General features: G+C 38.3%; 27 protein-coding genes. 21 read left to right on the top strand and 6 right to left on the bottom strand.

Annotated features, from left to right (window positions below):
• The first annotated feature begins 464 nt into the window (after positions 1 to 464).
• The 3 genes from TR08_RS27340 to TR08_RS27330 are packed head-to-tail and all read left to right on the top strand — an operon-like array spanning position 465 to position 5,957.
• Positions 465 to 2,411, top strand: coding sequence for a putative thiazole-containing bacteriocin maturation protein (locus tag TR08_RS27340; protein WP_045523672.1), 1,947 nt, complete (start codon positions 465 to 467; stop codon positions 2,409 to 2,411).
• On the top strand, positions 2,411 to 4,348 hold the full coding sequence (locus TR08_RS27335; RefSeq protein ID WP_045523670.1) for a TOMM precursor leader peptide-binding protein: 1,938 nt from the start codon (positions 2,411 to 2,413) through the stop codon (positions 4,346 to 4,348). The genes TR08_RS27340 and TR08_RS27335 overlap by 1 nt, the downstream gene beginning before the upstream one ends.
• A gap of 22 nt (positions 4,349 to 4,370) precedes the next feature.
• Complete coding sequence (locus TR08_RS27330) at positions 4,371 to 5,957, top strand: SagB family peptide dehydrogenase (RefSeq protein WP_045523669.1); 1,587 nt, start codon at positions 4,371 to 4,373, stop codon at positions 5,955 to 5,957.
• Positions 5,958 to 6,012: 55 nt separating this feature from the next.
• Here the strand turns inward: TR08_RS27330 and TR08_RS27325 are convergent, their stop codons facing one another.
• Positions 6,013 to 6,441, bottom strand: coding sequence for a hypothetical protein (locus tag TR08_RS27325; protein WP_370576417.1), 429 nt, complete (start codon positions 6,439 to 6,441; stop codon positions 6,013 to 6,015).
• Positions 6,442 to 6,578: 137 nt separating this feature from the next.
• On the bottom strand, positions 6,579 to 7,181 hold the full coding sequence (rpsD, locus tag TR08_RS27320) for a 30S ribosomal protein S4 (RefSeq protein WP_045523667.1): 603 nt from the start codon (positions 7,179 to 7,181) through the stop codon (positions 6,579 to 6,581).
• A 431-nt stretch (positions 7,182 to 7,612) separates the two neighbouring features.
• Between rpsD and megL the strand changes: the two genes are divergently transcribed.
• Complete coding sequence (gene megL / locus TR08_RS27315) at positions 7,613 to 8,800, top strand: methionine gamma-lyase (RefSeq protein WP_045523665.1); 1,188 nt, start codon at positions 7,613 to 7,615, stop codon at positions 8,798 to 8,800.
• Between the two features lie 27 nt (positions 8,801 to 8,827).
• Here megL and TR08_RS27310 read toward each other — a convergent pair whose 3' ends face one another.
• Positions 8,828 to 9,310 (bottom strand): GAF domain-containing protein, encoded by a 483-nt coding sequence (locus TR08_RS27310; protein ID WP_045523663.1) that lies wholly within the window; start codon positions 9,308 to 9,310, stop codon positions 8,828 to 8,830.
• Positions 9,311 to 9,465: 155 nt separating this feature from the next.
• On the opposite strand from TR08_RS27310, the gene refZ reads away from it, so the two are divergent.
• The 6 genes from refZ (at position 9,466) to mbcS (ending at position 16,679) form a co-directional block, all read left to right on the top strand.
• On the top strand, positions 9,466 to 10,095 hold the full coding sequence (gene refZ, locus TR08_RS27305) for a forespore capture DNA-binding protein RefZ (RefSeq protein WP_045523661.1): 630 nt from the start codon (positions 9,466 to 9,468) through the stop codon (positions 10,093 to 10,095).
• 296 nt (positions 10,096 to 10,391) lie between these two features.
• Positions 10,392 to 12,077: a septation ring formation regulator EzrA gene (gene ezrA / locus TR08_RS27300; protein WP_045523659.1), complete on the top strand. Its 1,686-nt coding sequence runs from the start codon at positions 10,392 to 10,394 to the stop codon at positions 12,075 to 12,077.
• Positions 12,078 to 12,283: 206 nt separating this feature from the next.
• Entirely contained in the window at positions 12,284 to 13,426 is a 1,143-nt protein-coding gene (locus TR08_RS27295) for a cysteine desulfurase family protein (RefSeq protein ID WP_045523657.1), read from the top strand.
• 1 nt (position 13,427) lies between these two features.
• On the top strand, positions 13,428 to 14,633 hold the full coding sequence (thiI, locus tag TR08_RS27290) for a tRNA uracil 4-sulfurtransferase ThiI (protein WP_045523650.1): 1,206 nt from the start codon (positions 13,428 to 13,430) through the stop codon (positions 14,631 to 14,633).
• A 102-nt stretch (positions 14,634 to 14,735) separates the two neighbouring features.
• Positions 14,736 to 14,942, top strand: coding sequence for an alpha/beta-type small acid-soluble spore protein (locus TR08_RS27285; protein WP_045523648.1), 207 nt, complete (start codon positions 14,736 to 14,738; stop codon positions 14,940 to 14,942).
• A 153-nt stretch (positions 14,943 to 15,095) separates the two neighbouring features.
• Complete coding sequence (gene mbcS, locus TR08_RS27280) at positions 15,096 to 16,679, top strand: acyl-CoA synthetase MbcS (protein ID WP_045523646.1); 1,584 nt, start codon at positions 15,096 to 15,098, stop codon at positions 16,677 to 16,679.
• A 44-nt stretch (positions 16,680 to 16,723) separates the two neighbouring features.
• On the opposite strand, the gene TR08_RS27275 is transcribed toward mbcS, so the two are convergent.
• Positions 16,724 to 17,542, bottom strand: coding sequence for an NAD kinase (locus TR08_RS27275; RefSeq protein WP_045523644.1), 819 nt, complete (start codon positions 17,540 to 17,542; stop codon positions 16,724 to 16,726).
• A 158-nt stretch (positions 17,543 to 17,700) separates the two neighbouring features.
• Here TR08_RS27275 and sppA point away from each other — a divergent pair, with 158 nt between their 5' ends.
• The 9 genes from sppA to TR08_RS27230 all read left to right on the top strand — a co-directional run bounded on the left by sppA (position 17,701) and on the right by TR08_RS27230 (position 25,230).
• Positions 17,701 to 18,711 (top strand): signal peptide peptidase SppA, encoded by a 1,011-nt coding sequence (gene sppA / locus TR08_RS27270; protein ID WP_045523642.1) that lies wholly within the window; start codon positions 17,701 to 17,703, stop codon positions 18,709 to 18,711.
• 12 nt (positions 18,712 to 18,723) lie between these two features.
• The gene (locus TR08_RS27265) at positions 18,724 to 19,269 is read left to right on the top strand and encodes an RDD family protein (protein ID WP_081954674.1); all 546 of its coding nucleotides are present in this window, start codon (positions 18,724 to 18,726) and stop codon (positions 19,267 to 19,269) included.
• A gap of 84 nt (positions 19,270 to 19,353) precedes the next feature.
• Positions 19,354 to 20,046 (top strand): DUF2953 domain-containing protein, encoded by a 693-nt coding sequence (locus TR08_RS27260; RefSeq protein WP_045523640.1) that lies wholly within the window; start codon positions 19,354 to 19,356, stop codon positions 20,044 to 20,046.
• Positions 20,047 to 20,063: 17 nt separating this feature from the next.
• Complete coding sequence (gene ytfJ, locus TR08_RS27255) at positions 20,064 to 20,546, top strand: GerW family sporulation protein (RefSeq protein ID WP_045523638.1); 483 nt, start codon at positions 20,064 to 20,066, stop codon at positions 20,544 to 20,546.
• 169 nt (positions 20,547 to 20,715) lie between these two features.
• Complete coding sequence (gene tpx, locus TR08_RS27250) at positions 20,716 to 21,216, top strand: thiol peroxidase (RefSeq protein ID WP_045523632.1); 501 nt, start codon at positions 20,716 to 20,718, stop codon at positions 21,214 to 21,216.
• A gap of 71 nt (positions 21,217 to 21,287) precedes the next feature.
• Positions 21,288 to 22,271 carry a class I SAM-dependent methyltransferase gene (locus TR08_RS27245; protein ID WP_045523629.1) on the top strand — a complete coding sequence of 328 codons (984 nt, stop codon included), beginning with the start codon at positions 21,288 to 21,290 and terminating at the stop codon, positions 22,269 to 22,271.
• Positions 22,272 to 22,511: 240 nt separating this feature from the next.
• A complete protein-coding gene (locus TR08_RS27240; protein ID WP_045523627.1) occupies positions 22,512 to 23,699 on the top strand; it encodes an acetate kinase in 1,188 nt (395 codons plus the stop codon).
• Positions 23,700 to 23,879: 180 nt separating this feature from the next.
• Positions 23,880 to 24,716 carry an EcsC family protein gene (locus tag TR08_RS27235; protein WP_045523625.1) on the top strand — a complete coding sequence of 279 codons (837 nt, stop codon included), beginning with the start codon at positions 23,880 to 23,882 and terminating at the stop codon, positions 24,714 to 24,716.
• A 1-nt stretch (position 24,717) separates the two neighbouring features.
• The gene (locus tag TR08_RS27230; protein ID WP_045523623.1) at positions 24,718 to 25,230 is read left to right on the top strand and encodes a MogA/MoaB family molybdenum cofactor biosynthesis protein; all 513 of its coding nucleotides are present in this window, start codon (positions 24,718 to 24,720) and stop codon (positions 25,228 to 25,230) included.
• A 48-nt stretch (positions 25,231 to 25,278) separates the two neighbouring features.
• Here TR08_RS27230 and TR08_RS27225 read toward each other — a convergent pair whose 3' ends face one another.
• Both TR08_RS27225 and TR08_RS27220 read right to left on the bottom strand, forming a co-directional pair.
• Entirely contained in the window at positions 25,279 to 25,593 is a 315-nt protein-coding gene (locus TR08_RS27225; RefSeq protein WP_045523622.1) for a hypothetical protein, read from the bottom strand.
• Between the two features lie 77 nt (positions 25,594 to 25,670).
• Positions 25,671 to 26,120 carry a universal stress protein gene (locus tag TR08_RS27220; RefSeq protein WP_045523620.1) on the bottom strand — a complete coding sequence of 150 codons (450 nt, stop codon included), beginning with the start codon at positions 26,118 to 26,120 and terminating at the stop codon, positions 25,671 to 25,673.
• 103 nt (positions 26,121 to 26,223) lie between these two features.
• On the opposite strand from TR08_RS27220, the gene TR08_RS32875 reads away from it, so the two are divergent.
• Both TR08_RS32875 and TR08_RS27215 read left to right on the top strand, forming a co-directional pair.
• On the top strand, positions 26,224 to 26,382 hold the full coding sequence (locus TR08_RS32875; RefSeq protein WP_193747860.1) for a hypothetical protein: 159 nt from the start codon (positions 26,224 to 26,226) through the stop codon (positions 26,380 to 26,382).
• Positions 26,383 to 26,524: 142 nt separating this feature from the next.
• A complete protein-coding gene (locus TR08_RS27215; RefSeq protein WP_081954673.1) occupies positions 26,525 to 26,809 on the top strand; it encodes a hypothetical protein in 285 nt (94 codons plus the stop codon).
• The last annotated feature ends 187 nt before the right edge of the window (positions 26,810 to 26,996 follow it).

The following is a 26,996-nucleotide window of genomic DNA, read 5'->3' as shown; positions in this document are numbered from 1 at the left end:
TATATCATTAGACGTTGAGAAATGTCCATCTCCAGCGCCCTAGCGGCTAGTGTCCTTCGGTCTCCACAAGTAAAAATCCTTTAGGATTTTTACCTACCTATGATAAGTCAAGCACGAATGCGCTCTGGGATCTTCGTGTTGTCTAGCTTCAGCGCCTATGGGCTCGGGGTCATAAGCCAATCCGTCGTGAAGGCTAAAAAACAGCCTTCTCGCCGGCTCGTCTTATGCCTGTCGCCCCTGAGCAAGGCGCTTGCGCTTTTCGGTTTTCCTTTATCTCAGTTGGAGCGCTCCACAGGGAAAGCTTCGGCAGCATAGGCATCGCACGAAGAAAATGCGTTAGCTTTTTCGAGGAGGCCATACGCCGCTGACCAGGGCGCTTCCACTTTTCTATTCATAATGGACAAATAAATGAACATATAATGATAGTGCATAATTAGGATTGCTTTGAATGAAGGAGGAGCTGAATGACAAAACTTACCTCGTCCACACGTTTGAAGGTCAAAAGGGATTCATTTTATCTACCAGATCCAAAGGGTGGTGTGTATTTTCGAAATAACTTAAGTTCATTCCGAATGGAAGGAAATACGATTTATCAATGGATTGAAAAATTAATGCCGCTGTTTAACGGGGAGCAATCATTGGGAGATATAACAGAGGGATTAACGGCGCAGTATCGTAACAGGGTATATGAGCTTGGAGAAACGTTGTACAAGAATGGCTTTGTTCGAGATGTTAGCCAAGATAGGACACATGAATTAAACCCAAAAGTCCTAGAAAAGTATGCTTCACAAATTGAATTTATCGAGAATTTTGTAGATTCTGGTGCGTACCGTTTTCAAGAATTCCGTCAAACTAAAGTTTTGGCTATCGGTTCTGGAGCCTTTATGGTTTCATTGGCTGCCGCATTAATTGAATCGGGACTTCCCAAATTCCATTTCATGTTGACTGATTCAGTACCATCAAATCAATTGCGGATAAATGAGTTAGTGCGCAATGCCTACTATGCTGATTCTGAAGTGGAGGTTGAGCAGGTCCCATTTGAAAAAAGGGAGGGAAGGAGTTTTTGGCAAGAAGCTTTGCGTCCGTATGATTGGATTCTATATGTCACACCGGATGGAAATGTAAATGAACTTAGGAATCTGAATATGGTTTGTAAAGAGCAAAAGAAAGAATTTTTTCCTGCCATATGTTTAGACCAAGTGGGGCTTGCTGGTCCATTGGTTCATCCGGAATCAGAGGGATGCTGGGAGTCAGCATGGCGCCGAATCCATCAATCTTCATTGCAATTAGATCGGCAGCCCCAATCTTTCTCTACAACTGTCGGAGCCATTCTGGCCAATGTCACCGTATTCGAGTTTTTTAAGAAGGCTACAGGAATTGCAGAGTCAAATCAGAGTAACCAAATTTACAAACTTGATCTTGAAACGCTTGAGGGAGACTGGATTTCATTCATCACACATCCATTGGTTTCCAATAAAGCTGCCCCTTCTGAACTGATGGAAGATCTTGATGTAAGGATAAAGCAAGAAAAGAGTAAAAACGAACCTTCGAGTAACCTCTTGGAATATTTCAGTCTATTAACTTCGGAAGAAACAGGAATTTTCCATACCTGGGAGGAGCGAAACTTGACACAGCTTCCTCTTTCGCAGTGCTATGTTCAAGCGGCTAATCCAGTGTCAGAGGGGCCAGCAGACCTACTGCCAGCGGTTGTCTGTTCGGGTTTTACACATGAGGAGGCAAAGAGGGAAGCGGGACTGACTGGTATTGAAATGTATGTTTTACAAATGTTCAAGGAATGTAGTGATCTAAAAGATAAGGCTGGTGAAAACATAGCAGGAGATTTGATCGGCATTGGTGCAGGGGAAACAATCGAAGAGGCAGTTTGTCGCGGCTTGCAAGCCTATTTAGAGAAAGAATTGAGAAATAAAAAGGAGGATCCACTGAATCCTGTTTTTCGCGTACAATTGGGACAAATTGAAGATCAATGCTGCAGATTTTATTTAAATGCCCTGACTACCTTAAATGGTACACCGACCATCGGTTTAGAAAATGAAATACTAGGCTTCCCCGTAATATGGGTAAAGTCGCAGGGGCGTCAGTACACTTGTATAGGTTTAAATACCACGATGGCTTTACGGAATGCATTACAACAAGCGCTTTTGGATGAACAAAATCAGGTGCATGCAACCGAAAGAATATCGGAGTCAGCTGTTTTTTTGAAAGAAAAGGAATTTAAACTCGAAGCACCTTCTTGTGAAGAAATAACACAATTGGAGCTATTACAATCTTCCATTCAGGTTTTGAACCAAAACAGCAAACGTCTAATCGTTTATGATCTTGCGTTCGAACCTTTTTTAAAACAGGAATTAGCAGGGGTGTATGGTGTGCAGGTTCGAGAGGAGGAATCCTAATGGCCGCCCATATTCTCATTGACGGAGAGGGTTTATTAGCGGATTATGTTTTTGATCAATTGTCCGGCAATTATCTTGTTAGGCGTCAAAGCCTATTAGAAGAAGTACCCGAAGAAACAGAATTAGCTCTGGTGCTGAGCGATGCCTGGAATCCAGCCATTCATCAAAAAGCAGAAGAAAAATACAGGAACACTATGATCCCGTGGCTTCGAGGTTTCGTTTCGTTTGGAGAGGGAATCATTGGTCCTTTAGTTCGCCCCGATACACCGGGATGTTCATTCTGCGCTGACATCCGGCGCATGATAGCTGGATCCGATCGGAAAGAAATGTGGCAGCTACAGCTAAAGATGGCAGCCGGAGAAGGTGTCATGCAAGATGCATGGGCATCAAGAACAGGACTATCACAAATGGCAGCTTTGATATGTAACGAAGTGCAGAGGGTTTTTAAAGGAGAACCCTGCAATTTAGAAGAAAGAGTGTTCATTATTAACTTGAGAACGTTAACAAATTTTAATCACTATTTCTTGCCTAATTCCTCATGCCCAATTTGCAGTCCAATACCTGAAGATACACCAGAATTAGCTCAAATTAGGTTAGAATCTAGTCCTAAATTTAATAGCAGTGGTTATCGCAGCCGTTCGATGGATGAATTTAAAACAGTACTGGTCAAAGACTATCTGGATTACCGTACTGGTATCATGAATGGAAAGATGCAGGATATCACCCTTCCATTTGCTGATGTTTTAGTGAACATGCCTTTATTTGAAGCGGACGAGGGAGTTGCTGGCCGGTCTAATTCTTATGAAATGAGTGAGCTGACTGCCATTTTAGAGGGTTTGGAACGATATTGCGGAATCGAGCCTCGAGGCAAAAGGACGGTAGTTCGTGATAGTTATCATAATTTAAAGCAAAATGCACTAAACCCTGAAAGAGTAGGTTTGCATGAAAAGGAACAATATACAAAGCCTCAGTTTCCCTTTAAACCGTTTGATCCTGATACTCCAATGAATTGGGTCTGGGGCTATTCGTTTTTACAAGAACGTTCTGTATTGGTTCCGCAGTTACTCGCCTATTACAGTTTGGGACATGGGGAGGGCTTTGTTTATGAAACATCTAATGGATGTGCATTAGGGGGCAGTTTAGAAGAAGCCATTTTTCATGCCATTATGGAGGTTGTCGAGCGAGATTCTTTCTTGTTAACCTGGTATGCAAAACTTCCACTTCCACGTCTTGACCTTAGTTCGGCTAACGATAAAGAATTACAGCTGATGGTCGACCGTATGCGTGAGGTGGCGGGATATGACCTTCATTTTTTCAATTCGACGATGGAGCATGGAATTCCAAGTGTGTGGGCAGTAGCAAAAAACAGAAGATCCAAGGGGGTAAACCTCATTTGTGCAGCCGGAGCTAACCCTGATCCTGTAAGGGCTGTAAAAAGCGCAATTTACGAGCTTGCGGGAATGATGGTGCATGACGAAAAACTGGAGGCAAACGAGCAAAAATATCAACATATGTTACAGAATCCGTACGAAGTACGTACCATGGAGGACCATGGTATGCTATACGGGCTGCGGGAAGCAGAGGAACGGCTGAATTTTTTACTGGATGATCAACGTCCATTACGTACATTTGCAGAAGAATTTAAGGAGACGCCTGCAACTACTGATTTGAAGGAAGATCTTCAGGATATTCTTCAGAGGTTCCACCGGTTAGATCTGGAGGTAATTGTGGTGGATCAAACGACACCGATAACCAAACGGAATGGATTATTCTGTGTGAAGGTATTGATCCCTGGTATGTTACCGATGACATTCGGACATCACCTGACCCGTGTAAAAGGGCTGGAGAGGGTCCTTAAAGTGCCAATGAAACTTGGATTTATGGAACAGCCGTTATCGTATGAACAGCTTAATTCAGATCCCCACCCATTCCCATAATTGAAATGGAGGAGGTGTAAAATTGGAACTAGAAACATTTGTACATCATCTTCACTTTGATACGGAAAAAGTTGCTCCTCCAGATTGGCAAGTGGATTGGGAGGATGCACCACTTCCCTATAAACTGTACCGGGGCTTGCCAGAGATTCCGCTGAACGCAGATGTACCGTTAACACTCAGCGGACGGGAAGCTAAGGCTGAACCCAGCCGGGAGGAGCTAGGTCATTTCTTATGGTATGTATACGGCCTTACTAAATACTCGCAAATCGCTTTAATCGAGGACACCGAGGAAAAAGGTGCTGTGAGCTATGCCCAGTTATTACGCAGATTTGTACCCTCTGGCGGGGCGTTATATCCCAATGAATTATATGTGTATGTGAAGCTGAAGGACACACCAATGGGAATTTACCATTATGATGCGGCACACCATCGCCTCCTCTTGCTGCGAGAAGGAAATTACGATTCATACTTATCAAGAAGTCTTGGAAATAGCTGTGATCTTTCTGACTGTTTCTGTACTGTTTTTGTCTCGACGCTATTTTGGAAAAATTTCTATAAATACAATAATTTTTCCTACAGGCTCCAAGGGTTAGATGCAGGTGTGTTAATTGGGCAATCTTTAGAAGTGGCCAAACGAATAGGGTTTTCATCTCGGGTATGCTACCAATTTCTTGATAGGTCTATTAATCATTTGCTTGGGCTGTCTGATCAGGATGAAAGTGTATATGCCGTTATTCCTTTATCTGTTAATCAAAACGTCAATAGTGCAGGCAACAATCATAATAGAATGGAAATTGTTTCTGCCACTGAATTGTGCCGGGAAGTGCCGCTGTTGGAGCATGCCTCCTATAACCGTTCTAAGAAGGTAATAGATTATCCTATCTTGAGAAAATTCAATGAAGCATCCATGTTTGAAACAACAGAGTCGTTTGTGAAGATAAAGAAAGATAGTAGTGTGAAAGTTTCCTTAGATTCGGAAATGATCCTGCTTCCCTTTGCAGAGCGCTTTTCATACGATCTTGCATCCGTTTGCAGGGAGCGGCATTCTCCAGATATCGATTTTATGATGGGGCAAGTCCGTCAAACGCAGCTATCCACTTTGTTAAAAGAGACCTTTTCCTTCTCGTATCAGAATGACCTTGATGGTACACATGGGAATGTGGAGAGTCCTGTTTCTTTATATGGTAGTTTTTACAACGTGGAAGGAGTTCCAAATGGTGCCTATTCTTATGACAATGCCACTCATGCACTTCGAAGAATAACTCAGGGAGATTTTCGAGAGTTTTTACAAAATGGATTAACAATGCCCAATGTAAATCTGTTTCAAGTTCCGCTCTGTCTGCATGTTGTTGGAGACAGGGAACATCTCAAAAAGGAATTGGGATATAGAGGATACCGCATTCAGCAAATGGAAGCGGGCATACTCTTGCAACGATTGCTCTTGGTATCGTGTGCTTTAGGAATGGGAGGGCACCCGCTATTAGGATTTGACGCAAACCGATGTGATGGACTTTATGGGATTAATTCGAAAGAAAAAACAAGCTTAATACAAATCCCGGTCGGTCCATACCGTCCCCGCGCCTGGTTAAAAGGGAGTTTGATTAGCTAGGAAAAACAAGTGTGCACTAATAAAACCCGCATTCATGCGGGTTTTTTAGTTTTTCTCATTGATTCGAATTTATTAATTCTTGTATTTTACGGGACACTAGCGGGTAAAAATTATTTATTGCACTAGTTGTTGAATTGCCTCCAAAAAATCCAGTACAGGGGCAGGTTTTAACATTATAGTCCGGACCGTTATCTAACACTCTTGCCTTCGCTCTTAAATCCCACCAATGATGGTAGGTGATGCTGTCAATCGAAGGGGTTAAGCCAAATTTTATACAAAGTAACGCGGTAACGGTAACAATTGTTTCTTTTTGTTCCGCAGTCAATGACATCGCGGCCAAGATCAAAGTTGCCAACATTTTCGATGGCGATCCCAACAGCGTTTGCCTTTGGGCCAATGGTACCGTCGGGAGCGATGTCAAATGGATTTTTACAAAGCAGTATACGTCTGTCCACTTGAATAATTTTGTTAAAACTTCCCCCAAGAGCCCCCCAATTCCCCCCATTTCTTTGGGGGAGAATACAATATTCTACTAAGCATAATAAAAATAAAAAACCCTAGAAGCGTTGATTTAACGCAGTTTCTAGGGTTTTTGTGATTGCTATTTAATAAGCAAATCAATTAACGAGAGTAGAACTCAACGATAAGAGTTTCGTTAATTTCAGCTGGTAATTCAGAACGCTCTGGTAAGCGAGTGAAAGTACCTTCAAGCTTGTCTGCATCAAATGTTAAGTAGTCAGGTACGAAGTTATTAACTTCAATTGCTTCTTTAACAACATCAAGGTTACGTGATTTTTCACGTAGGCTGATTGTTTGACCAGCAGCTAAACGGTATGATGGGATATCTACACGAGAACCATCAACTAAGATGTGGCCGTGGTTAACTAATTGACGAGCTGCACGACGAGTACGAGCTAAACCTAAACGGTAAACTACGTTGTCAAGACGTGATTCAAGTAGGATCATGAAGTTTTCACCGTGAACCCCACCCATTTTGCCAGCTTTGTCAAAAAGGTTACGGAATTGACGCTCAGTTACTCCATACATGTGACGAAGTTTTTGCTTTTCTTGTAATTGCAATCCGTATTCAGAAAGCTTCTTACGTTGGTTTGGACCATGTTGTCCAGGAGCGTAAGGACGCTTTTCTAATTCTTTACCTGTGCCGCTTAGAGAGATTCCAAGACGACGAGAGATTTTCCAGCTAGAGCCAGTATAACGAGCCATGAATGACTCCTCCTTAGTGTTTTTATTTTGGTAAAATAAAAACCGTTATGAAACATCAATGATAGCCATTTTGTTTTCATGCACCTTCGCCCTAGCAGCAGAGGGTTACAAGATACACCATCATAAGTAAAAATGACTTATGAGGAACGAAATGAGACCATTCACGTGTTCACATAGGCTGCAGTTATTTTACACAAAGAATATTATATAATTTTATTCATCAATATGTCAAGTCAATTTCAGGAAATACACTTTTTACATGCTAAAGGTGTTATTCAAGTTGTGGCACCGGACACGCTGGATTTTTCAAGAACTGATAGTATGGCACTTTTTAATGAAAATGAATTTGAGTGCCTCACCTAGTGTAAATGAATAGTATAATAGAAACGAATAGAATTGAAAACGTTTACAAAAAAATTGGAGGGGTCAGCTTGGAAAATAAAAATTTTCGTTTTGAAACGGAAGCAATTCATTCGGGGTATCTTTCAGATGAACATCAAGGAAGTCTAGTTCCTCCCTTATATCAAACTTCTACATTCACCTTTGCTAGTGCAGAGCAAGGGGAAAGGAGATTTGCAGGTCAAGAAGAAGGATATATTTACTCCCGTCTGGGCAATCCAACAGTTAAAATTCTCGAAGACCGGATGGCGAAGCTTGAACAAGGGGAAGCAGGTTTGGCCTTTTCCTCAGGGATGGCAGCAGTATCAGCCGTGTTAACCGCATTAACCAAAACAGGTGACCGTATCTTGTGTTCGCAAGGTGTATATGGCTGTACGTATGGGTTACTACAATTGTTAAAAGATAAATATGACATCGCTCATGATTTTTCATTAATGTCATCAAAAGAAATTCTAGAGGAAGAGATTCGCCCAAATACTGCATGTATTTATATAGAAACCCCGATTAATCCAACCATGAAACTAGTTGACTTAGAATTAGTTGCCAGCATCGCAAATCAACGTGGAATTCCTGTTGTGGTGGATAATACATTTTGCTCTCCGTATTTACAAACACCTATCAGCCTTGGATGTGATGTTGTTATTCACAGTGCAACAAAATATATTTGTGGTCACGGTGATGTTATTGCTGGAATCGTTGTTGGCAAAAGTGATTTTATCCAACAGGTCTCAAGAACAACACAAAAAGACATCGGCGGCACTGTCTCTCCCTTTGATGCTTGGCTTTTACTACGAGGGATAAAAACACTTCCCGTAAGGATGGATCGTCATTGTGAGAATGCAAGCAAGCTCGTTGAATTTTTACGTAATCATCCAAAAGTTGAAAAGCTCTATTTTCCTGGCAATAGTGACTATGTAGACGATAATAGGATCATGCAAAAACAAATGAAAAAACCAGGTGGCTTAATTTCATTTTCGATTAAAGGATCAAAGCAGACAGCTCAATTATTTATGAATCAATTAAAATTGATAAAAATAGCAGTGAGTTTAGGGGATGCTGAAACGTTGATACAGCACCCCGCCACCATGACGCATGCTGTCGTTCCAGTAGAAGAACGAAGAAAAATGGGAATAGAGGACACATTACTCCGACTGTCAGTGGGGCTTGAAGCATGGGAGGATATACAAGAAGACTTAGACCAAGCACTTGAAAAAATATAAAAAACTCGCCACGGCGAGTTTTTAATTTTACAAATGATCAACAAGAATGTCTGTAATTTCTTCTAACTTCTCTTGGTCTAATTCATCAAAGCGATTTTTATCTGGTGAGTCAATATCCAAGACACCTAGTAATTTTCCGTCTTTTATTAGTGGTATAACGATTTCTGAATTAGAGGCAGCATCGCAGGCAATGTGACCAGGAAATTGATGAACGTCTTCCACCCGGAGTGTTTCTTTTGTTTTTGCAGACGTTCCGCATACACCTTTGCCAAGCGGGATGCGCACACATGCTGGCAGTCCTTGAAAGGGTCCCAATACTAGTTCATTGTTTTCATCCATTAAATAGAAGCCAATCCAGTTTATCCGATCAAGAAACTGGTTTAATAATGCAGAAGTATTACTAAGATTAGCGATTTGGTTTTTCTCACCATGGAGTAGGGCCTGTAATTGTTTTTTTACCAATTCATAATTTTCTTTGCGGCTTCCTTTGTACATTTCGACATTAAACATGTTTTTTCACCCATCCCTTTTTACAATTCATGTTTATTTTATCAAACTGACAAGAAAAAGAGCATACTTTGTCGATAATTTATTAAAGGAATCCATCAACCAAAAAAGAATTGTTATAGTAAGGATAAAAAGGCAGGAGTATCAGGAGGTGTACGATGAAAAAGGATTCTAAAGAAGAAATAGTGAAAGCAGCGATATCGCTTTTTAATTCAAATGGATATGCTGGAACATCGATACGTGATATCGCAACCGTAGCGAAAGTAAACTCAGCAACCATCGCCTACCATTTTGAGAATAAGCTTGGATTATTAGAATATTGCTTTACTTACTTTTTTGAGCAATATTTACGCATTATTGAAGAAAAGTTTTCTTTAATGGATACAGGAGTAAAGGATTGTTTAAAACGGATAACAGCTGACTTGCTCCACTATCAATGTGAAAATATTGAACTTTCAAGCTTCGTATACCGAGAAATGTCAATGGATTCTCAGGTAGTCAGAGAAGTTATGTCCACCTATGCCTTAAAGGAGAAGTACTTTTTTCAAAAGATTTTTGAAAAAGGGTTTGAAAGAAAAGAATTCCGTCCGCATTCTATTGCTTACTTGATTATCCAATACAAGGGCTTACTTATGATGCCGTTTATTAATGCTCATTATTTACGAGAGGTACTTTATATTTTTCCAAATGAAAGGTTCTTTGAACAAAAGTACTTAAAAGAAATCAACAGTTGGATTGAAAACACACTAGGATCAAAAATTATTGAAAAGAAAGAGGCTATATTGTAGTTGAGACAAATAAACGGATATTTATATGATAAGCACTAGCTTGGAAAGCAAATTTCCTTCAAGCAAGTGCTTTTTAATTTGTAGTTTAAAAGCTAATCCTCTTTTCACTTAGATTTTTGTCATAAAATAATAAATGAAAATTTCTTTTTCAATAAAATTGAAAATAATAGTCAAAAAATGTCGTTTACATGGTATCATAGAGGCATTGAACTTTACCGAATAATGATGGTTTTTAATAGATTAGTATCTAGCGCTTTGAAGATTTATATGAAGTGTTTGAAACAGGGGGCTTGAATGTGAAATATTTTATTGGATTTATTATCCTACTACTAGCCTTATTTGTAATGGGGTATTTTATAAAGAAAAAGTATTTTAAAGAAATGGATAGGTTAGAAGCCTGGAAAATCGATTTGTTTAATCGACCAATATTGGATGAAATGTCAAAGGTAAAACAATTGAATATGACCGGACAAACCGAAGAATTATTCGAGGGCTGGCGTAATCAATGGGACGATATTGTTACGGTTAAATTACCAAATCTGGAAGAGATGTTATTTGACGCTGAAGAATATATCGACAAATACCGTTTTAATAAAGCAAAAGCTATACAACAGGAAACCAAAGAAAAGTTACAGGCAACTGAAAATGAGATTAATAAAATTGTTGAGGAACTCCATGAACTTGTCGGAAGTGAAGAAAAGAACAGAACTGAAATTGAGCAGTTAAAAGAATTATACCGGGAAACGAAAAAAACGCTGCTAGCTCATCGTCATAGCTTTGGAAAATCCGAAAAATATTTAGAAACTCAACTGGATGACGTTACGAAAAAGTTTCATGAATTTGACGAGAAAACTGAACATGGTAACTATCTTGAAGCACGCGAACTTGTTTTAGCGATCCATGATCGACTAATGAATGTTAAAAATAGTATGGATACCATTCCTCAGCTGTTAATAGAGTGTCAATCTCTAATACCAGCTCAATTGACTGATATTCTAGAAGGGTATCGTGAAATGACTGAAAAAGGGTATTATCTAAGTCATATTCAATTAGAGAATGAAATCGAAAGTTTACGAGGAAAATTGGTTGAGTATTTAGCCTTTATTGAAGAGACAAAAATGGAAGAAGCGCTTGAAGGCATTAGTGAAGTGAAAGAACGAATTGACATTCTTTTTGACTTACTAGAAAAAGAAGTGAATGCCAAGCGTTTTATCCTTCAAAATGAAAAAGGTATGAGTGGACTATTATCCTCTGTCCTTGAAGAACATGACCATCTCTCTAATGAAGTAAAGCATGTTCAAGAAAGCTATCATCTAACGGAAATTGATTTTGAAATTCAAAGGCACTTAGAAAAACAGCTTGCTTCTGTTACAAAGCATTATGACATCTTGATTGAAAAAATAAATATCAATGAAACGGCATTAACGATTCTTTGTGAAGAACTTAAAGAAATTAAAACGCATATTGAAATGATTCAGGAAGAGCAAGAAAATTTTGGTCTAAAGCTCCAGGCACTTAGAAAAGATGAGTTCGAAGCGCGTGAAACACTAAGGGAATTAACCAAAAAAGTGGGCGAAACGATCCGTTTAGTATCTAAGAGCAATATTCCAGGATTACCAGAAGATTATAAGTATCTATTTGAAGATACAAATGAAAGCATCCAAAACGTAAAGCTCCAGCTTCAGGAAAAGCCACTTAACGTTTCAGCGCTAAATCAATATTTAGAGATTGCCGTTTTAACAGTTGAAAAATTATCTAATACAACAACTGAACTGATTGAAAATGTAATGCTCGCTGAAAAGGCGATTCAATATGGAAATAGATACCGGAGTCAGCATCCATCTGTTGCTAAAGGACTAATTGATGCAGAACAGGCATTTAGACAGTTTGAGTATCAGGAAGCTTTAGAGCAGGCTGCTGCTTCCCTTGAATCCATTGACCCGGGAGTCTTAAAGAAAATTAAGGAAACCGTTGGAAAGTAATAAAAAATAAAAACCGATTCCGCCAAAAAATGGTGAATCGGTTTTTATTTGTTTGGCTTTGTTAAAGCTCATTGTTAATTGGAGCGGAACGCGAAGCGCCTGGAGTGGAAATCAACAGTATTGTTTAACAAAGCCATCCACAAACCTTTTTCAATTGATTAAGTTTGTGGTAAGATTTAGTCCTGCAAAGGTGAGGTGTTTAAAAGATGATTTATTTTGATAATAGTGCGACAACCAGACCTTTTAAGGAGGTTTTAGACTCTTTTGTGAAGGTTTCTAGTGAATTTTTTGGCAATCCATCTTCCCTGCATGGCTTAGGGCTGGAAGCTGAAAAACTTCTCACACAGGCGCGTTCACAAGTAGCTAACCTTCTATCTGTAAAACCAACAGAGATATATTTTACCTCTGGTGGTACAGAAAGTAATAATTTAGCTATTAAAGGAACAGCGATGTTACATAAAAATAAAGGGAGACACTTGATTCTATCTAGTGTTGAGCACCCATCTGTTCGCGGGGCAATGGAACAGTTAAAAATGCTAGGATTCGACATTACGTATCTACCAGCTGACCATACTGGAAGAGTTAATTTAGAGGATGTAAAAGCTTCTATACAAAAGAATACAATACTTGTTTCGGTTATGCAGGTAAATAACGAGGTCGGGACCATACAGCCAATTGCAGAAATTGGAAAACTCTTGAAGCATTATCCGACCATTCTCTTTCATGTAGATGCTGTACAAGCGGTCGGAAAAGTTCCAGTAAATTTAATTGAAAATGGTGTGGATTTATGTTCATTTTCAGCACATAAGTTTCATGGATTAAAGGGGACTGGTGCGCTTTTTATTAGAGAAGGTGTTAGATTGGACCCGCTCCTTTCGGGCGGAAACCAAGAATGGAAAGTTAGAAGTGGTACGGAAAATGTAGCAGGTGCTGTCGCTATGGCAAAGGCTCTAAGGATGACGTTAGCTAGAAGTGAATTAGATTTAGAAAGAATGAAACGGGTTAAATCACTTTTAAGAACAGGGTTAAGCAGGATAGATGACCTTTCGATCAATACGCCGCTAGAAAATTCTGCCCCCCATATTCTAAACTTTTCAATCAAAGGAGTTAAAGCAGAAGTTTTAATTCATACTTTAGAGCAAAAAGGAATCTATTTATCGACAACAAGTGCCTGTTCTTCTAAGAAACAATTACCAAGTCAGACACTCTTAGCGATGGGGGTTCCTGATGATTTGGCTGACAGTGCTTTTAGAATAAGCTTATCGTATGATAATACTGAAGATGAGGCAGAAAAAGTAATTGTGGCAATCGAAGAAGCTGCCAAACAATTAAGAAAGGTTATGAAATAATATGAATTATGATCATATACTGATTCGCTATGGTGAAATCTCCACCAAAGGCAGGAATCGAAATAAGTTTGTAGACAAGTTACGGAAGAGTGTTCGAATTGCGCTGGCTCCCTTTCCAAAGATTAAAATACGGGCTGAGCGAGATCGAATGTATGTATTATTAAATGGTGAGAATGCCCAAGAAATCAATAAGGCATTAAAAAATATATTTGGTATCCAATCCTTTAGTCCTGCGATAAAAGTGAAGAGGGATATTGAACAAATGAAAGTTGCTGCACTTTCATTAGTTAAAAGACTATACAAAGAGGGGCAAACCTTTAAAATAACTCCTAAACGGTCTGATAAATCTTTTGAATTGGATACTGAGGGTATCAACCATACTTTTGGTGGTCATATTTTAGAAAATATCCCTGGAATAAAGGTTGATGTGAAAAATCCAGATATTAATTTAAAAATTGAGGTTCGAAGTGACGCAATTTATATGTCATGTGAGAACATTTTAGGTGCAGGCGGGTTACCTGTTGGTTCAAGTGGAAAAGCGATGTTAATGCTCTCAGGAGGAATTGATAGTCCGGTAGCAGGCTATTTGACCATGAAACGCGGGGTAGAAATAGAAGCTGTGCATTTTTTTAGTCCACCATATACAAGTGAAAGATCCAAGGAGAAAGTAATTGATTTAGCCAAAAAGCAAGCTGAAATTTTTGGCTCAATGAAGCTTCATATTGTCCCGTTTACTGCCATACAGCAAACAATAAAAGAACAAATTCCTGAAAATTATTCGATGACATCGACAAGAAGATTCATGCTTCGAATTACTGATGAGATTAGAAAAAAACAGGAAGCTCTTGCAATTATTACCGGAGATAATCTTGGGCAGGTTGCCAGTCAAACATTGGAAAGCATGTTCGCAATCAATGAAGTAACGAATACGCCTATCCTAAGGCCACTACTGACAATGGACAAAAATGATATTATTAAAATAGCCAAAGACATTGATACCTATGATATTTCTATAAGACCTTTTGAGGATTGCTGTACGATTTTTGTTCCTTCTTCACCAAAAACAAAGCCGAAAAGGGAAAAAGTCATGCACTACGAAAGTTTCTTTGATTTTGAACATTTGATTCAGGAAGCCATCCAGGGAACAGAAACACTTACAATTAAACCCGACAGCAAACCAGGCTCAGAATTCGATGATTTATTTTAATTCTAAAGAATTTGTTAAATATTTGTGAACAATTACCAATTTTAAAATGGAATATAGCCATGTGATTCTACACATTCTATACTCACAAGGAGGTGATATCACATGGCTAATAACAACAACTCAAATCAATTACTTGTACCTGGTGTAGAGCAAGCTCTTTCTCAAATGAAATACGAAATTGCTACTGAATTTGGTGTACAACTTGGTGGGGATACTACTTCACGCGCTAACGGTTCTGTTGGTGGTGAAATCACTAAGCGTTTAGTCGCAATGGCTGAGTCTCAATTAGGCGGCGGATTTTCACGATAAAAATGAATAAGATGGCTACAGAGAGTGGGATTTTTCCCACTCTTTTTTTAATTTGTAAAAGTATTTTTTTTAATATAATAATTTTAAATTTTTGAATAATTTTGTATAATAATATTTGTGATGAAGTATTTATTTCGAATGAGGGGGAGAAACATGAACCGCGAAGAATTTATTGCACCAGAAAAGTATAATCTTGTATCGGAAGTTGAACAATTTGCAAAAGATCCAAAAAGATTAGCATTAAAATGGGAAAATGAATTAGGTGAAACAAAACAGGTTACATATGAAGAATTATTAAAAAGGGTGAACCAAGCGGGAAATGTTTTTACACAAAATGGTCTTAAAAAAGGCGATGTTGTCCTTGTTATCATTCCAAGACTAATTGAAGCGTATGTTGTTTACTTAGCGGCTTTAAAAGCTGGACTCGTTGTCATTCCAAGCTCAGAAATGCTGCGAGAAAAGGACCTGCAATATCGTATTTCACATGGGGATGTAAAAGCGGTAGTCAGTTATTACCCGTTTGTCGTTCAATTTGAAAATATTACAAGTCCGCAACCACTTGTGAAGTTTTCGGTTGGAGAAAAGCAGGAAAGCTGGATTTATTTAGAAGAAGAGATGAAAGCGGCTTCACAAGATTTCGAACTTGCTGACACACTCCGTGAAGATATGGCGTTTTTATCCTATACATCAGGAACAACCGGTAATCCAAAAGGGGTTGTACATACACACGGATGGGCATTCGCACATTTAAAAACAGCTGCACCAAAATGGCTATGTATTGAAGATGGTGATACAGTTTGGGCTACGGCGGCGCCTGGCTGGCAAAAGTGGATATGGAGTCCATTTTTATCTGTGCTTGGTTCAGGAGGAACAGGGCTAGTATATAATGGCAAGTTTGAGCCACAAAAATATTTAAGCTTGCTAGAGAAATATTCCGTTAATGTCCTTTGCTGTACGCCAACAGAATATCGGATAATGGCAAAAGTAGAGAACCTAGGTGAATACAAATTACCTCATCTTCATAGTGCAGTATCCGCTGGGGAACCACTTAATCGTGAGGTTATTGATACTTTTAGGAGACATTTTAATATTGATGTCCGTGACGGCTATGGGCAAACAGAAAATACCTTGCTGGTTGGCATAACAAAAGGAATGGAGTTAAAATCTGGTTCAATGGGAAAACCAACTCCAGGCAATCGGGTAGAAATCATTAATGAAGATGGTGAAATCTGTTCAGTAGGCGAGGTTGGGGACATTGCAGTGCACGTGGAAACACCAGCCTTATTTAAAAATTATTATAAGGATCCAGAAAGAACAGCCATGCAATTCCGTGGTGATTATTATATAACAGGAGATAAGGCAAAAAGAGATGAAGATGGATACTTTTGGTTTGAAGGCCGCGGTGATGATATCATTATCAGCTCAGGCTATACCATTGGTCCTTTCGAAGTAGAGGATGCACTTGTAAAACATCCATTTGTAAAAGAATGTGCGGTTGTGGCTAGTCCTGATGAAATTCGCGGCTTTATTGTAAAGGCTTTTGTCGTGTTAAAAGAGGATGTCGATGCAAATGACCCTGAATTAACAAAAAATCTTCAAGAGCATGTTAAAACACTCACTGCACCTTATAAATATCCAAGAAAAATCGAATACTTGTCTGAACTGCCAAAAACAACTTCAGGTAAAATTCGTCGAATTGAACTTCGCCAACAAGAATTACAATCCATTAAACAATAGTAAGGCAAAAAAGGCTGTCGTAATTTTCGACAGCCTTTTTTACCTTATAAAAAAGTCCTCTTAACTTTTTCCCAGAAGGAATTGTCTTTTAGTTTTAGGGTTTTGATTTTTTTATCACTGAGTCTAATTTGAATTTTATCAACATGGCGAATGCTGATTGCCTCATTATCTAAGCCCATTGTAGGATGCGCATTGCCTTCGGAAATAACCTTCAGTGTAAGGGCACGGTTACCCCCTATAACAAACGGAGCACCCAATGTACGATACTTGTTATTATTAATAGACGCAACCTCACTCACCTGCATACACGGTATTAACGGGTCTACTACTGCGCCATTAACGGATTTATTGTAAGCTGTACTACCTGTTGGTGTAGCGACAATTAATCCATCTCCACGAAAGGTTTCAAAATGTAGATCATCAATAAAAATATCTAATTCAAGTGTTTTAATGATGGATGAGCGAATACTAAACTCATTCAGGCATGGAAATATCCCTTGACCGTCTACCATTACTTCGATAATAGGATAACGACGTACCTTTAAATCCTCATTGGAAACAGCCTCAACTTTAGAAACAGCCTCAACCATTTTTGAGGAATCATTAATTTTGAAATCACAATACATACTCAAACTATCCTTTGTTGTGATACCACCATAAAGTACATCATCACGAAAACCGGTCTTCCTGACAGCCTGAAGGAAAGTACCATCATCACCGATGCTTGCAATAATATTGGCGTTGCGGTGGTCATTTACAATCGTTAAACCGTACTGCTGTGCGGACTCATCTAAATTGCCGACTTTTTCCAGCATTTCTTTATCTAAATGATGATAAAAGTAAATATTACGTCTATTTGTCATAATACCCTCCAAATTTTGGTTGTAAATTTTGAAAAAAATACTCATGAAGCTTTTATTTTTTGATAAACTTAGATAGTCTGCTTTAATTTTAGCATTATTTTGAAACAATATTAAATTATGTAAGTGAAATTAATATGAATTATAGGAGGATTCTCTACATGAATGGGAAACGCTGGGCAGCTCTTGGAATTGCAGCGGCATTATTTTTTGTATCTGTCATGATTAATTTTTTATCTGCATTTGCTTTTAAGGGTGTTGAAACCGATATAAGTGAGCTTTTAGCAGCAACGGAGCAGCCTTTTACAGAGGAAATTGTGCAAGAAGGAAATGAAATGAAAAAGATTGTGGTTCTGGACGTTGATGGTGTTATTCAGGACACAACTGATGCAGAGTCTTTATTTCAAGCTGCTGGATACAATCATCAAGGATTTATGAAAAAATTAGATTACATAAAAGATGATGATACCATTAAAGGGGTTATTCTTAAGGTTAACTCTCCTGGTGGCGGTGTAGTCGAAAGTGCTGAAATTCATGATAAATTAGTAGAAATTCAAAAGGAGACAAAGAAACCAGTTTATGTTTCAATGGGCTCCATGGCAGCCTCTGGTGGTTATTATATTGCTGCTCCTGCTAAAAAGATTTATGCAAGCGAAGAAACTCTTACAGGTTCTCTTGGAGTAATCATGCAAGGAATTAATTATGAAGGATTGGCTGATAAGTATGGGGTGGATTTTGTAACCATCAAAAGCGGTCAATATAAAGATATCATGAGCCCAACCCGTCAAATGACAGAAGAAGAACGGCAAATCCTTCAAAAAATGATCGACAACTCTTATGAGGGGTTTGTTAAGGTAATTTCAGAAGGCAGAAATATGACAACTGATCAGGTGAAAAAGATAGCCGATGGAAGAATATACGATGGAAGACAAGCGAAAGAGCTAAACTTAATTGATGGTTTTGGGTACCTAGAAGATGTGATCGAGCAGATGATGGAAGAGGAGAAGTTAAAAGATGCTAAGGTTGTCCGCTACACTGATGCAATTGGATTTGGTTCCCTGCTAAATTTAAAGGTCCAAAAATTAATCGGAGCTGATAGTGAGATGGCTGGACTTATGGAAATTTTATCAAGACCTAATTCTCCGCGTCTAATGTATCTATATGCAGAGTAGGGGGGACAACAAATGGAAAATGAAAATCAAAAAAGCTTAACTCAGTCAGAAGAAACCATAGGCACAACTATTGCTGAGGAAAATTTGGTACCAAATGAAGAGCAATTTTCTACCACTTCAACTTATGACCTTGATAAAAACTCTATTCGGTATGCTGGTTTTTGGATGCGGTTCTGGGCATACCTGCTAGATTTGATTGTTATAGGGAGTATTGAGCGGTTAATTGTTAAGCCTCTATTTCGAATGCTTGAGATTCCGTTACTAGAATTTAATATGTTTGCCCCTATTTCTATAGCTTCAGCAATCATATTTTATTTATATTTTGTGTTAATGACAAAGTATTTTAATCAAACACTTGGGAAAATGGTATTTGGGATAAGAGTAATTGATTTGAAGAGTGAAAAATTATCATGGGGAACAATTCTTTTTAGAGAATGGATTGGTCGATTTATCTCTGCAACAGTGGTTGTAGGATATATCCTTGTTGCTTTTTTGCCAAAGAAACAAGGTCTACACGACCTATTTACAGACACCTCTGTTGTCCATGTCGAACGATAAAACTCAAGATCCGCTAACGACTCGTTAGCGGGTTTATTTTTTTCTCTTAAGGTGATACTAATAGGCTGAAAGGGTGTGAAAAAATTGGTTTGGCTGTACACAGCACTCATCATAATTATTTTACTAATTCTACTAATCATTTTTTCGAAATTAACAATCTGTCTTAATTATTTTCATCATAATGACAGTGATGATTTAAAAATAGAGTTTAGAATCTGGTTTGGATTAATTAAATATAAAGTGAATATCCCACTAATAAAAATTGATGATAATTCGCCGAGTATTGTCGTAAAGGGAAATACTCAAATGGGAGATTCAAACGTATATACATCCCAAACAAAGGTAGAACAAATTACAGAGGATTATATTATGACAAAATTAACCAACGCAAGAGAATTGATGCAGCATGTTTTTCATATGAGTGTCATCGTTCGTAAATTTTTGAAAAAAACGATAATTAAGCATTTCGAATGGCATTCATTAGTTGGAGTAGGTGATGCTGCACATACAGGCATCATTACCGGTGTACTTTGGACCATTAAAGGGAGTATCGTGGGTATGCTCAGTAACTTTTTAAGGATGAAGGAAATGCCGATATTATCGGTAACGCCCCATTTTCAATTGGCGATCATTCAAACCAGAATCACATGTATTTTTCAGTTTCGTATCGGGTATGCTATTTTAGCAGGATTAAAACTTATTAAATTCTGGAAGGGCGGACGCCCGAATCTCAAAATGAATACTGCCTATTCGAAGGAAAAAACTAAAACTGTGTAAAAGAGGAGGAAACAGCCATGTCTGAACATCCAATTCAAGGTTTAATGACAACTGCAATGGAAAGTTTAAAAGAAATGATCGACGTTAATACGATCATTGGTGATCCTGTTGAAACTCCTGATGGCAGCGTCATTCTTACCGTCTCGAAAGTTGGCTTTGGATTTGCTGCAGGTGGAAGCGAGTTTAAACTAGAGGGTGGTTCTTCGCAGCAATCGAAGGGTCAGCAGGAACAAGGTCAAAGTCAAGGTCAATCAAAGCTTCCTTTCGGCGGGGGTAGCGGTGGAGGAGTCTCCATTACTCCAATTGCTTTCTTAATTGTTAATTCTAGTGGAGTAAAAATGCTTCATCTTGACGAAAGTACCCATCTTTATGAGAAGATTTTAGAAATGGCACCTCAAGCCGTGGATAAGATTCAGCAAATGTTCTCGAAGAAAAATGAGCAACAGGGATCGGGGCAATCCAAAAAAAACGAATCTCCTAAGCAAGAGTTTGATATATAGGTGCAAAAGTTAATCTTCCGAACATAAGGGGAGGTTAACTTTTTTCATGAATGAGGGAGTCTAAATCATTGCAAAAAAAATTCTGAAAAGATATATTTACACTGTACATAATTGTAATGAGGGCGGTAATTAAATCGCTTTTGTTCGTACGAAAAAGGAGGATGTTAAAATGGCAAACGTAACTTTTAAGGGGAACCCAGTAACATTGCTAGGTAACGAAGTAAAGGTGGGCGACAAAGCTCCTAATTTCAGTGTATTAGCAAATGATTTATCACCTGTAACGTTAGAAAGTACTAAAGGGCAGGTTCGTTTAATCAGTGCCGTTCCTTCTTTAGACACCGGAGTGTGTGATGCAGAAACACGCCGTTTTAATGAAGAAGCAAATAGCTTAGGAGATGTAAAAATCTTAACAATCAGCATGGACTTGCCATTTGCGCAAAAACGCTGGTGTGGAGCAAACGGTATTGAAAATGTCCAAACATTATCAGACCATCGTGACCTTTCTTTTGGAGAAGCATTCGGTGTTGCGATTCAAGAACTACGATTATTGACTCGTGCCGTATTTGTTGTCGATTCTAGTGATACTGTTACTTATGTGGAATATGTAAGTGAGGCAACAAATCACCCGAACTATGAAGCAGCATTGGAAGCAGCTAGGGATGCAAAGTAATTAATAATGACGATAGAAGGCCTCGTCAATTGGATGAGGCCTTTTTATTTATTTGTATTAGGAGGTACAGTATGAAAATGGCTCCAGTCGAGCAGCTTTTCACTTTATTCAATGAAACTGCTCTCGTTTTACAGGAAGAACTATCATGTACATATTTAGAGGCATTAGCCGAAACAGGAGAAAATTTATTTAACGGTTCTGTTCTCCAGAATGAAGTAAGTGAAATAACCTTTAAAAGACTTGAGAAACAATACAAAGAAATCAATTTAGACAATTTTACAAAAGAAGAAATTCGAAAAGCCTATCAGCTCGTCATCTTAAAAGGGATGAAAGAAAATGTTCAGCCTAACCATCAAATGACGCCTGATAGTGTGGGAATGTTAATTAGCTATCTAGTGGATAAATTTATGAAGCAGTCTTCCTTCCGCTTGCTAGACCCGGCTATAGGAACAGGAAATTTATTAACAACTGTATTAAATCAATTGCAAAAAAATGTACAATCGATTGGTATTGATATAGATGACCTGTTAATTAAACTTGCCTATATAAATGCAAATTTACAAGAGCATCCGATAGAGCTTTTTAATCAGGATAGTCTTGAACCTTTATTTATTGATCCGGTAGATGCGGTGATAGCTGATTTACCAGTAGGCTTTTATCCCAATGATGTCCGGGCGTCAGATTATCAATTAAAGGCGGATAAAGGTCACTCCTATGCTCATCATTTATTTATAGAGCAAAGTGTCCGTCACACAAAGCACGGAGGATATTTATTTTTTATCATACCAAATGGTCTATTTGAAAGTGACCAAGCACAGCAGCTTCGTGAATTCTTTAAAGAAGAAATTATTATTCAAGGGGTACTTCAACTGCCACTAAGTATGTTTAATAATAAAAATGCAGCGAAAAGTATCTTAGTACTGCAAAAGAAGGGTGAAGGTATAGCCGCACCGAAACAAGCTTTACTTGTCAATTTACCAAACCTTTCCAACGCTGTTGAAATGGACAATATTTTGAAAAAAGTTGAAAAATGGTTTCAAGATAATAAGCGATAAAACCGGTTACAGTCTCGGTTTTATCGCTTTTTTGTAGGTATGAACAATTAGAATAATGTGAATAAATTTACATTTGCGTGGTAACCGCTTCCATCCAATTTACTCCTTGAAATGTAATATATACAGTGATTAAATGAGGTGTTGAGAGCAATAAACGATGTCTGTTTGAGCAAAATAACCTTGTACGAAAAAAAGGACTTCTTGAACCGATGTTGTTATATAAAAGGAGCGGTAAACGAAATGTCTAAAATAATTGCAATTAATGCCGGCAGTTCTTCTTTGAAGTTTCAATTATTTGAAATGCCGACTGAAGAAGTTATAACAAAAGGACTTATTGAAAGAATTGGTCTAAATGATTCAGTTTTTACCATTTCTGTAAATGGTGAAAAAATTACGGAAACAACTAATATTCCAGACCACGAAGTAGCAGTAAAAATGCTGCTAGATAAATTAACCACTTTAGGTATTATTCAATCCCTGAATGAGATTGAAGGTATTGGACATCGTGTCGTTCATGGTGGAGAGGCATTTAATGACTCTGTTCTGATTACTGATGAGGTAATTAATAAAATTGAAGAACTTTCTGAGCTTGCACCACTGCACAACCCTGCAAACGTTACAGGAATTAAGGCTTTCAAAGGTGTTCTTCCAAACGTGCCAGCTGTAGCAGTATTTGATACAGCCTTCCATCAAACGATGCCGGAAAGCTCCTATTTATACAGCCTTCCATATGAATACTATGAGAAATATGGTATTCGTAAATATGGCTTCCATGGTACGAGCCATAAATATGTTTCTCAGCGTGCGGCTGAACTATTGGGTCGTCCGGTAGAACAGCTTCGCCTTCTATCCTGTCATTTAGGTAATGGAGCAAGTATCGCTGCTATCGAGGGTGGAAAATCAATTGATACCTCTATGGGCTTTACACCTCTTGCAGGGGTAACGATGGGAACACGTTCAGGCAACATCGACCCTGCGTTAATTCCATACATTATGGAAAAAACAAATAAAACAGCAGAAGAAGTACTTGATGTCTTAAATAAAGAGAGTGGAATGTTAGGGGTTTCTGGTTTTTCAAGTGATTTAAGAGATATTGAAATTGAAGCAAGTAATGGCAATGAGCGTGCTCAGCTAGCATTGGACGTTTTTGCCAACCGCATTCATAAATATATTGGCTCATATGCTTCCCATATGTATGGAGTTGATGCCATTATCTTTACAGCTGGAATAGGCGAAAATAGTGATGTAGTTCGTGAGAATGTACTAAAAGGTTTAGAATTTATGGGTGTTTATTGGGATCCGGCTCTAAATAAAGTAAGAGGTGAGGAAAGGTTTATTAACTATCCACACTCACCAGTAAAAGTAATTGTCATCCCTACAAATGAAGAAGTAATGATCGCACGTGACGTTGTTCGTTTAGCACAATAATCCATGATAAAAAGGCAGACTGTCCCAGAGACGGTTTGCCTTTTTACGTTTTTTAAGTATATTTCTTTGTGATATACTGGAAGGAAATAGAACAGAAAAGCGGAAGCGTCTTGAACAGGGGCTTATGACCCCAAGCCCCTAGACGCTGCAGCTAGACATGGAAGTGAGGAGGGATTACCTATGCCATTAACTGAACGGGAAACAGAGGTATTGAATGAAATTAGGGAGTGGGAGAACCAGTTATTAAACTACGAGGCAAATGATTTACAGCTTACGTATGAAAAATATTTAGAGCGTTCTTTCTCTTTATTACCTGAAAAAGTTCAAAGCCAATTTTTTTCAGTTATTGATAGCTGGTTGTTCCATTTGCATGGTATGATCCAGGGCTCTCAGATACAGATGGACGCAAAGGAAAGAATCCTATCTTCAGGCCGTGTTTTTAATAAGGAATTGCACCAAATTGAGGATCTAAGAAAATTGGATATTGATCAGTTACAGTACATAGCTATGCAGCAAATTGCACGACATCGTCTTTATTCATTTGCGCAGGGTGGTTTAGCAGGTACAGGTGGAACACTTCTATTAGGTACAGATATTCCTGCAATGGCCGTCATAAATTTACGGGCAGTACAATTAATTGCCATGACATATGGTTTTGAGGTGAATACTCCTTACGAGATGATGAGTTCTTTAAGGGTCTTTCATACTGCCTCATTACCTCCGCGTCTACAAAAAGAAGGATGGTCGGTCTTAATGAATGAAATGAATTCAAGCGGTGACCATTATTTTTATCAAGGTGCCGAAGAAATTACAGATGTGACCTGGCTAGAACAGCCAATTCAACAATTACTAAAAGCAATGGTTATAACGTTGTTCCGCAAGAGGCTCATCCAAGGGATTCCGGTGGTCAGTATTGCCATTGGTGCAGGGACTAATTATCAATTAACGAGAAAAGTAACAGAATTCGCCCATAAATATTATCAGCTGCGATATCTTAATCAGAAAGAGGAATTTTAAGATGAGTACAACGGAACATAAGCAAGGAGCTCCAAAGACCGTCTATTGTAAAGTGATTACCGTAAGTGATACAAGAAATAAGGATACAGATAAGAGTGGCAAACTGATGATGGAAATGCTCGAACAAGCGGGGCATGCCATTGTTGATTATGTCATCGTCAAGGATGAAGCGGCTCCAATAAAAGAGGCCATCTTAAATGGCTGTGAGCATGATGATATTGATGTCATTCTTACAAATGGAGGTACTGGCATAGCAAAGCGCGATGTAACAATTGAAACCGTTCAAGGTATGCTGGATAAGGAGATCATTGGTTTTGGAGAATTATTTAGGATGTTGAGCTATCAAGAGGATATTGGCTCAGCTGCTATTCTTTCACGAGCTATTGCGGGAGTAGTTAAGAATAAGGGTGTCTTTTCTACACCTGGCTCTACAGGAGCAGTAAAGCTGGCTATGAATAAGTTAATCCTGCCGGAGATTGGTCATGTAGTGAGAGAAATTAAAAAAGACTTATAAACAACTAAATAATGAATGAAGTGCTCCCTTCAAAAAGGGGAGCACTTCTTATTGGTGCATTTTATCTGCCATTGTTTGGTTAGCTCTGTACCACAGCCATAAATCATTAATGATGGAAGCCAGATCAGCTATTTCACTATTTAATTCACATGAGGTTTTAAAGTTACTTTCTACAGAAAGTTGTGCTTGCTTTTTATTAATAATATTTTCAAGCTCAGCAATTCGATCAGGGATGGAACCACGAATTTGTTCCCAATGAAACAAGATAACCTGCTGTGTTTCCTCACTATATTGTGCCCATTCCATTTCTAGATTGGGAATTGAAATGCCAAGTCGTTGATCGAATGAAAAATATTCTTTCATGTGATAGCCTCCTGGACGAGTTATTCTTCTATTTTACAACACATCCAGAAAGCATTCACGATTTAATTTATTTTAGTTTAAGAGCTTTTTTGTGAACGGACAATGAGGACATCACATGGGGCATAACGTGTAATGTGTTCAGAGACACTGCCAATTAAGAACCTTTCAACGGCATTCATACCAGTAGCACCGCAAACAATTAAGTCAATTTTGTGCTTTTTAGCCATTTCCTTAGGGATTTTCACTTTAGGCGAGCCGTATTCAATTTCATAATGAACGTGTGCAACCCCAGCTTCTAATGCTTGGTTTTGATATTTTTCAAGCATATCAATAGCAAGTTTGTTTGCTCGGTCAGCAATATCTGGATCATAGGAATCAATTAATAGAAATGACCTTGTGTCGATAACATGCGCCAATAACAATTTAGCATTGTTTCTTTTAGCAATTTCAATCGATTTTTCTAAAGCCCGCTCTGACTCTTTTGAACCATCAATTGCAACTAAAATATGGTCATATTGAACTCGCATTGTAATCCCTCCTTACCTAAATTATACAATAATTTCTAGGGATAAATGTTTCAATTTTTCGAAAAATAATGAGTGTATCTTTGATGAAGGGAGAATTGGTCTGATGTTAAAGCAGGATCCTAACAAATCATTTTCATTTGAATTTGATGAACAAGGGATTAATGAAGTAAGTGAACAAATAATGAATTCGTATAATAGCGGATTTATTAACGAAGGAACTGAAAGAGTAAGTAAGGATGGAGTTCAGAACTTAGAGGGATAGTTTATTAGGACTCGCCAATCGGCGAGTTTTCCTATGTATATGACTATTAATTTTACATCTACAGAGACATTTACCCAAGAATCTCATTTTAATCCTGCATATCCTTTATTTGTGTAAGGAATAAAAATGAGGAGGAATTAACATGCAAGAAATGCCTAATTATTTGGAGTCAGTGGATCCTTACGATCAAAGGTTTGGTCACGGGTTTGGTGGGTTTGGTCATGGGTTTGGATTTGGAAGACCAGGCTTTGGTTTTGGATTTGGTAGACCATTTGGCTTTGGCTTTGGATTACCATTCCTAGGAGGATTAGCACTAGGGGCAGCATTAGCCCCAGGGTATGGATACGGATACGGATACGGATATCCTTATCCATATTATGGAGATCCTTATCCATATTATGGAGATCCGTACTACCAGTGGTATTAATAAAAAGAATGAAAAGAGCTTTGCAGAAATGCTTAAAGGGTTCCGTTTTCGGGTGCTTTCTTAATAAATGACACAAGAAATGACTTATGAATTGGCATACGTCATTCTCTTTATTTATCAAGGTTTCTGAGAGTTTTAAATATTGCGGCATAGGTCACCTGTTGAATACAAGATAAATTGAAACTTG

The organism is Neobacillus niacini (assembly GCF_000759675.1).
GTDB classification, from domain to species: domain Bacteria; phylum Bacillota; class Bacilli; order Bacillales; family Cytobacillaceae; genus Neobacillus; species Neobacillus niacini_A.
The sequence above is the reverse complement of the archived record's forward strand: the minus strand, read 5'-3'. Positions and strand labels throughout refer to the sequence as shown.

What these genes read in the sequence shown, in the direction of transcription:
- TR08_RS27340 (WP_045523672.1), top strand. Translation starts at nt 465, where the DNA reads ATGACAAAACTTACCTCGTCCACACGTTTGAAGGTCAAAAGGGATTCA.
- TR08_RS27335 (WP_045523670.1), top strand. Translation starts at nt 2,411, where the DNA reads ATGGCCGCCCATATTCTCATTGACGGAGAGGGTTTATTAGCGGATTAT.
- rpsD (WP_045523667.1), bottom strand. Translation starts at nt 7,181, where the DNA reads ATGGCTCGTTATACTGGCTCTAGCTGGAAAATCTCTCGTCGTCTTGGA.
- TR08_RS27310 (WP_045523663.1), bottom strand. Translation starts at nt 9,310, where the DNA reads ATGTTTAATGTCGAAATGTACAAAGGAAGCCGCAAAGAAAATTATGAA.
- refZ (WP_045523661.1), top strand. Translation starts at nt 9,466, where the DNA reads ATGAAAAAGGATTCTAAAGAAGAAATAGTGAAAGCAGCGATATCGCTT.
- TR08_RS27295 (WP_045523657.1), top strand. Translation starts at nt 12,284, where the DNA reads ATGATTTATTTTGATAATAGTGCGACAACCAGACCTTTTAAGGAGGTT.
- thiI (WP_045523650.1), top strand. Translation starts at nt 13,428, where the DNA reads ATGAATTATGATCATATACTGATTCGCTATGGTGAAATCTCCACCAAA.
- TR08_RS27285 (WP_045523648.1), top strand. Translation starts at nt 14,736, where the DNA reads ATGGCTAATAACAACAACTCAAATCAATTACTTGTACCTGGTGTAGAG.
- mbcS (WP_045523646.1), top strand. Translation starts at nt 15,096, where the DNA reads ATGAACCGCGAAGAATTTATTGCACCAGAAAAGTATAATCTTGTATCG.
- TR08_RS27275 (WP_045523644.1), bottom strand. Translation starts at nt 17,542, where the DNA reads ATGACAAATAGACGTAATATTTACTTTTATCATCATTTAGATAAAGAA.
- sppA (WP_045523642.1), top strand. Translation starts at nt 17,701, where the DNA reads ATGAATGGGAAACGCTGGGCAGCTCTTGGAATTGCAGCGGCATTATTT.
- TR08_RS27265 (WP_081954674.1), top strand. Translation starts at nt 18,724, where the DNA reads ATGGAAAATGAAAATCAAAAAAGCTTAACTCAGTCAGAAGAAACCATA.
- ytfJ (WP_045523638.1), top strand. Translation starts at nt 20,064, where the DNA reads ATGTCTGAACATCCAATTCAAGGTTTAATGACAACTGCAATGGAAAGT.
- tpx (WP_045523632.1), top strand. Translation starts at nt 20,716, where the DNA reads ATGGCAAACGTAACTTTTAAGGGGAACCCAGTAACATTGCTAGGTAAC.
- TR08_RS27245 (WP_045523629.1), top strand. Translation starts at nt 21,288, where the DNA reads ATGAAAATGGCTCCAGTCGAGCAGCTTTTCACTTTATTCAATGAAACT.
- TR08_RS27240 (WP_045523627.1), top strand. Translation starts at nt 22,512, where the DNA reads ATGTCTAAAATAATTGCAATTAATGCCGGCAGTTCTTCTTTGAAGTTT.
- TR08_RS27235 (WP_045523625.1), top strand. Translation starts at nt 23,880, where the DNA reads ATGCCATTAACTGAACGGGAAACAGAGGTATTGAATGAAATTAGGGAG.
- TR08_RS27230 (WP_045523623.1), top strand. Translation starts at nt 24,718, where the DNA reads ATGAGTACAACGGAACATAAGCAAGGAGCTCCAAAGACCGTCTATTGT.
- TR08_RS27225 (WP_045523622.1), bottom strand. Translation starts at nt 25,593, where the DNA reads ATGAAAGAATATTTTTCATTCGATCAACGACTTGGCATTTCAATTCCC.
- TR08_RS27220 (WP_045523620.1), bottom strand. Translation starts at nt 26,120, where the DNA reads ATGCGAGTTCAATATGACCATATTTTAGTTGCAATTGATGGTTCAAAA.
- TR08_RS32875 (WP_193747860.1), top strand. Translation starts at nt 26,224, where the DNA reads ATGTTAAAGCAGGATCCTAACAAATCATTTTCATTTGAATTTGATGAA.
- TR08_RS27215 (WP_081954673.1), top strand. Translation starts at nt 26,525, where the DNA reads ATGCAAGAAATGCCTAATTATTTGGAGTCAGTGGATCCTTACGATCAA.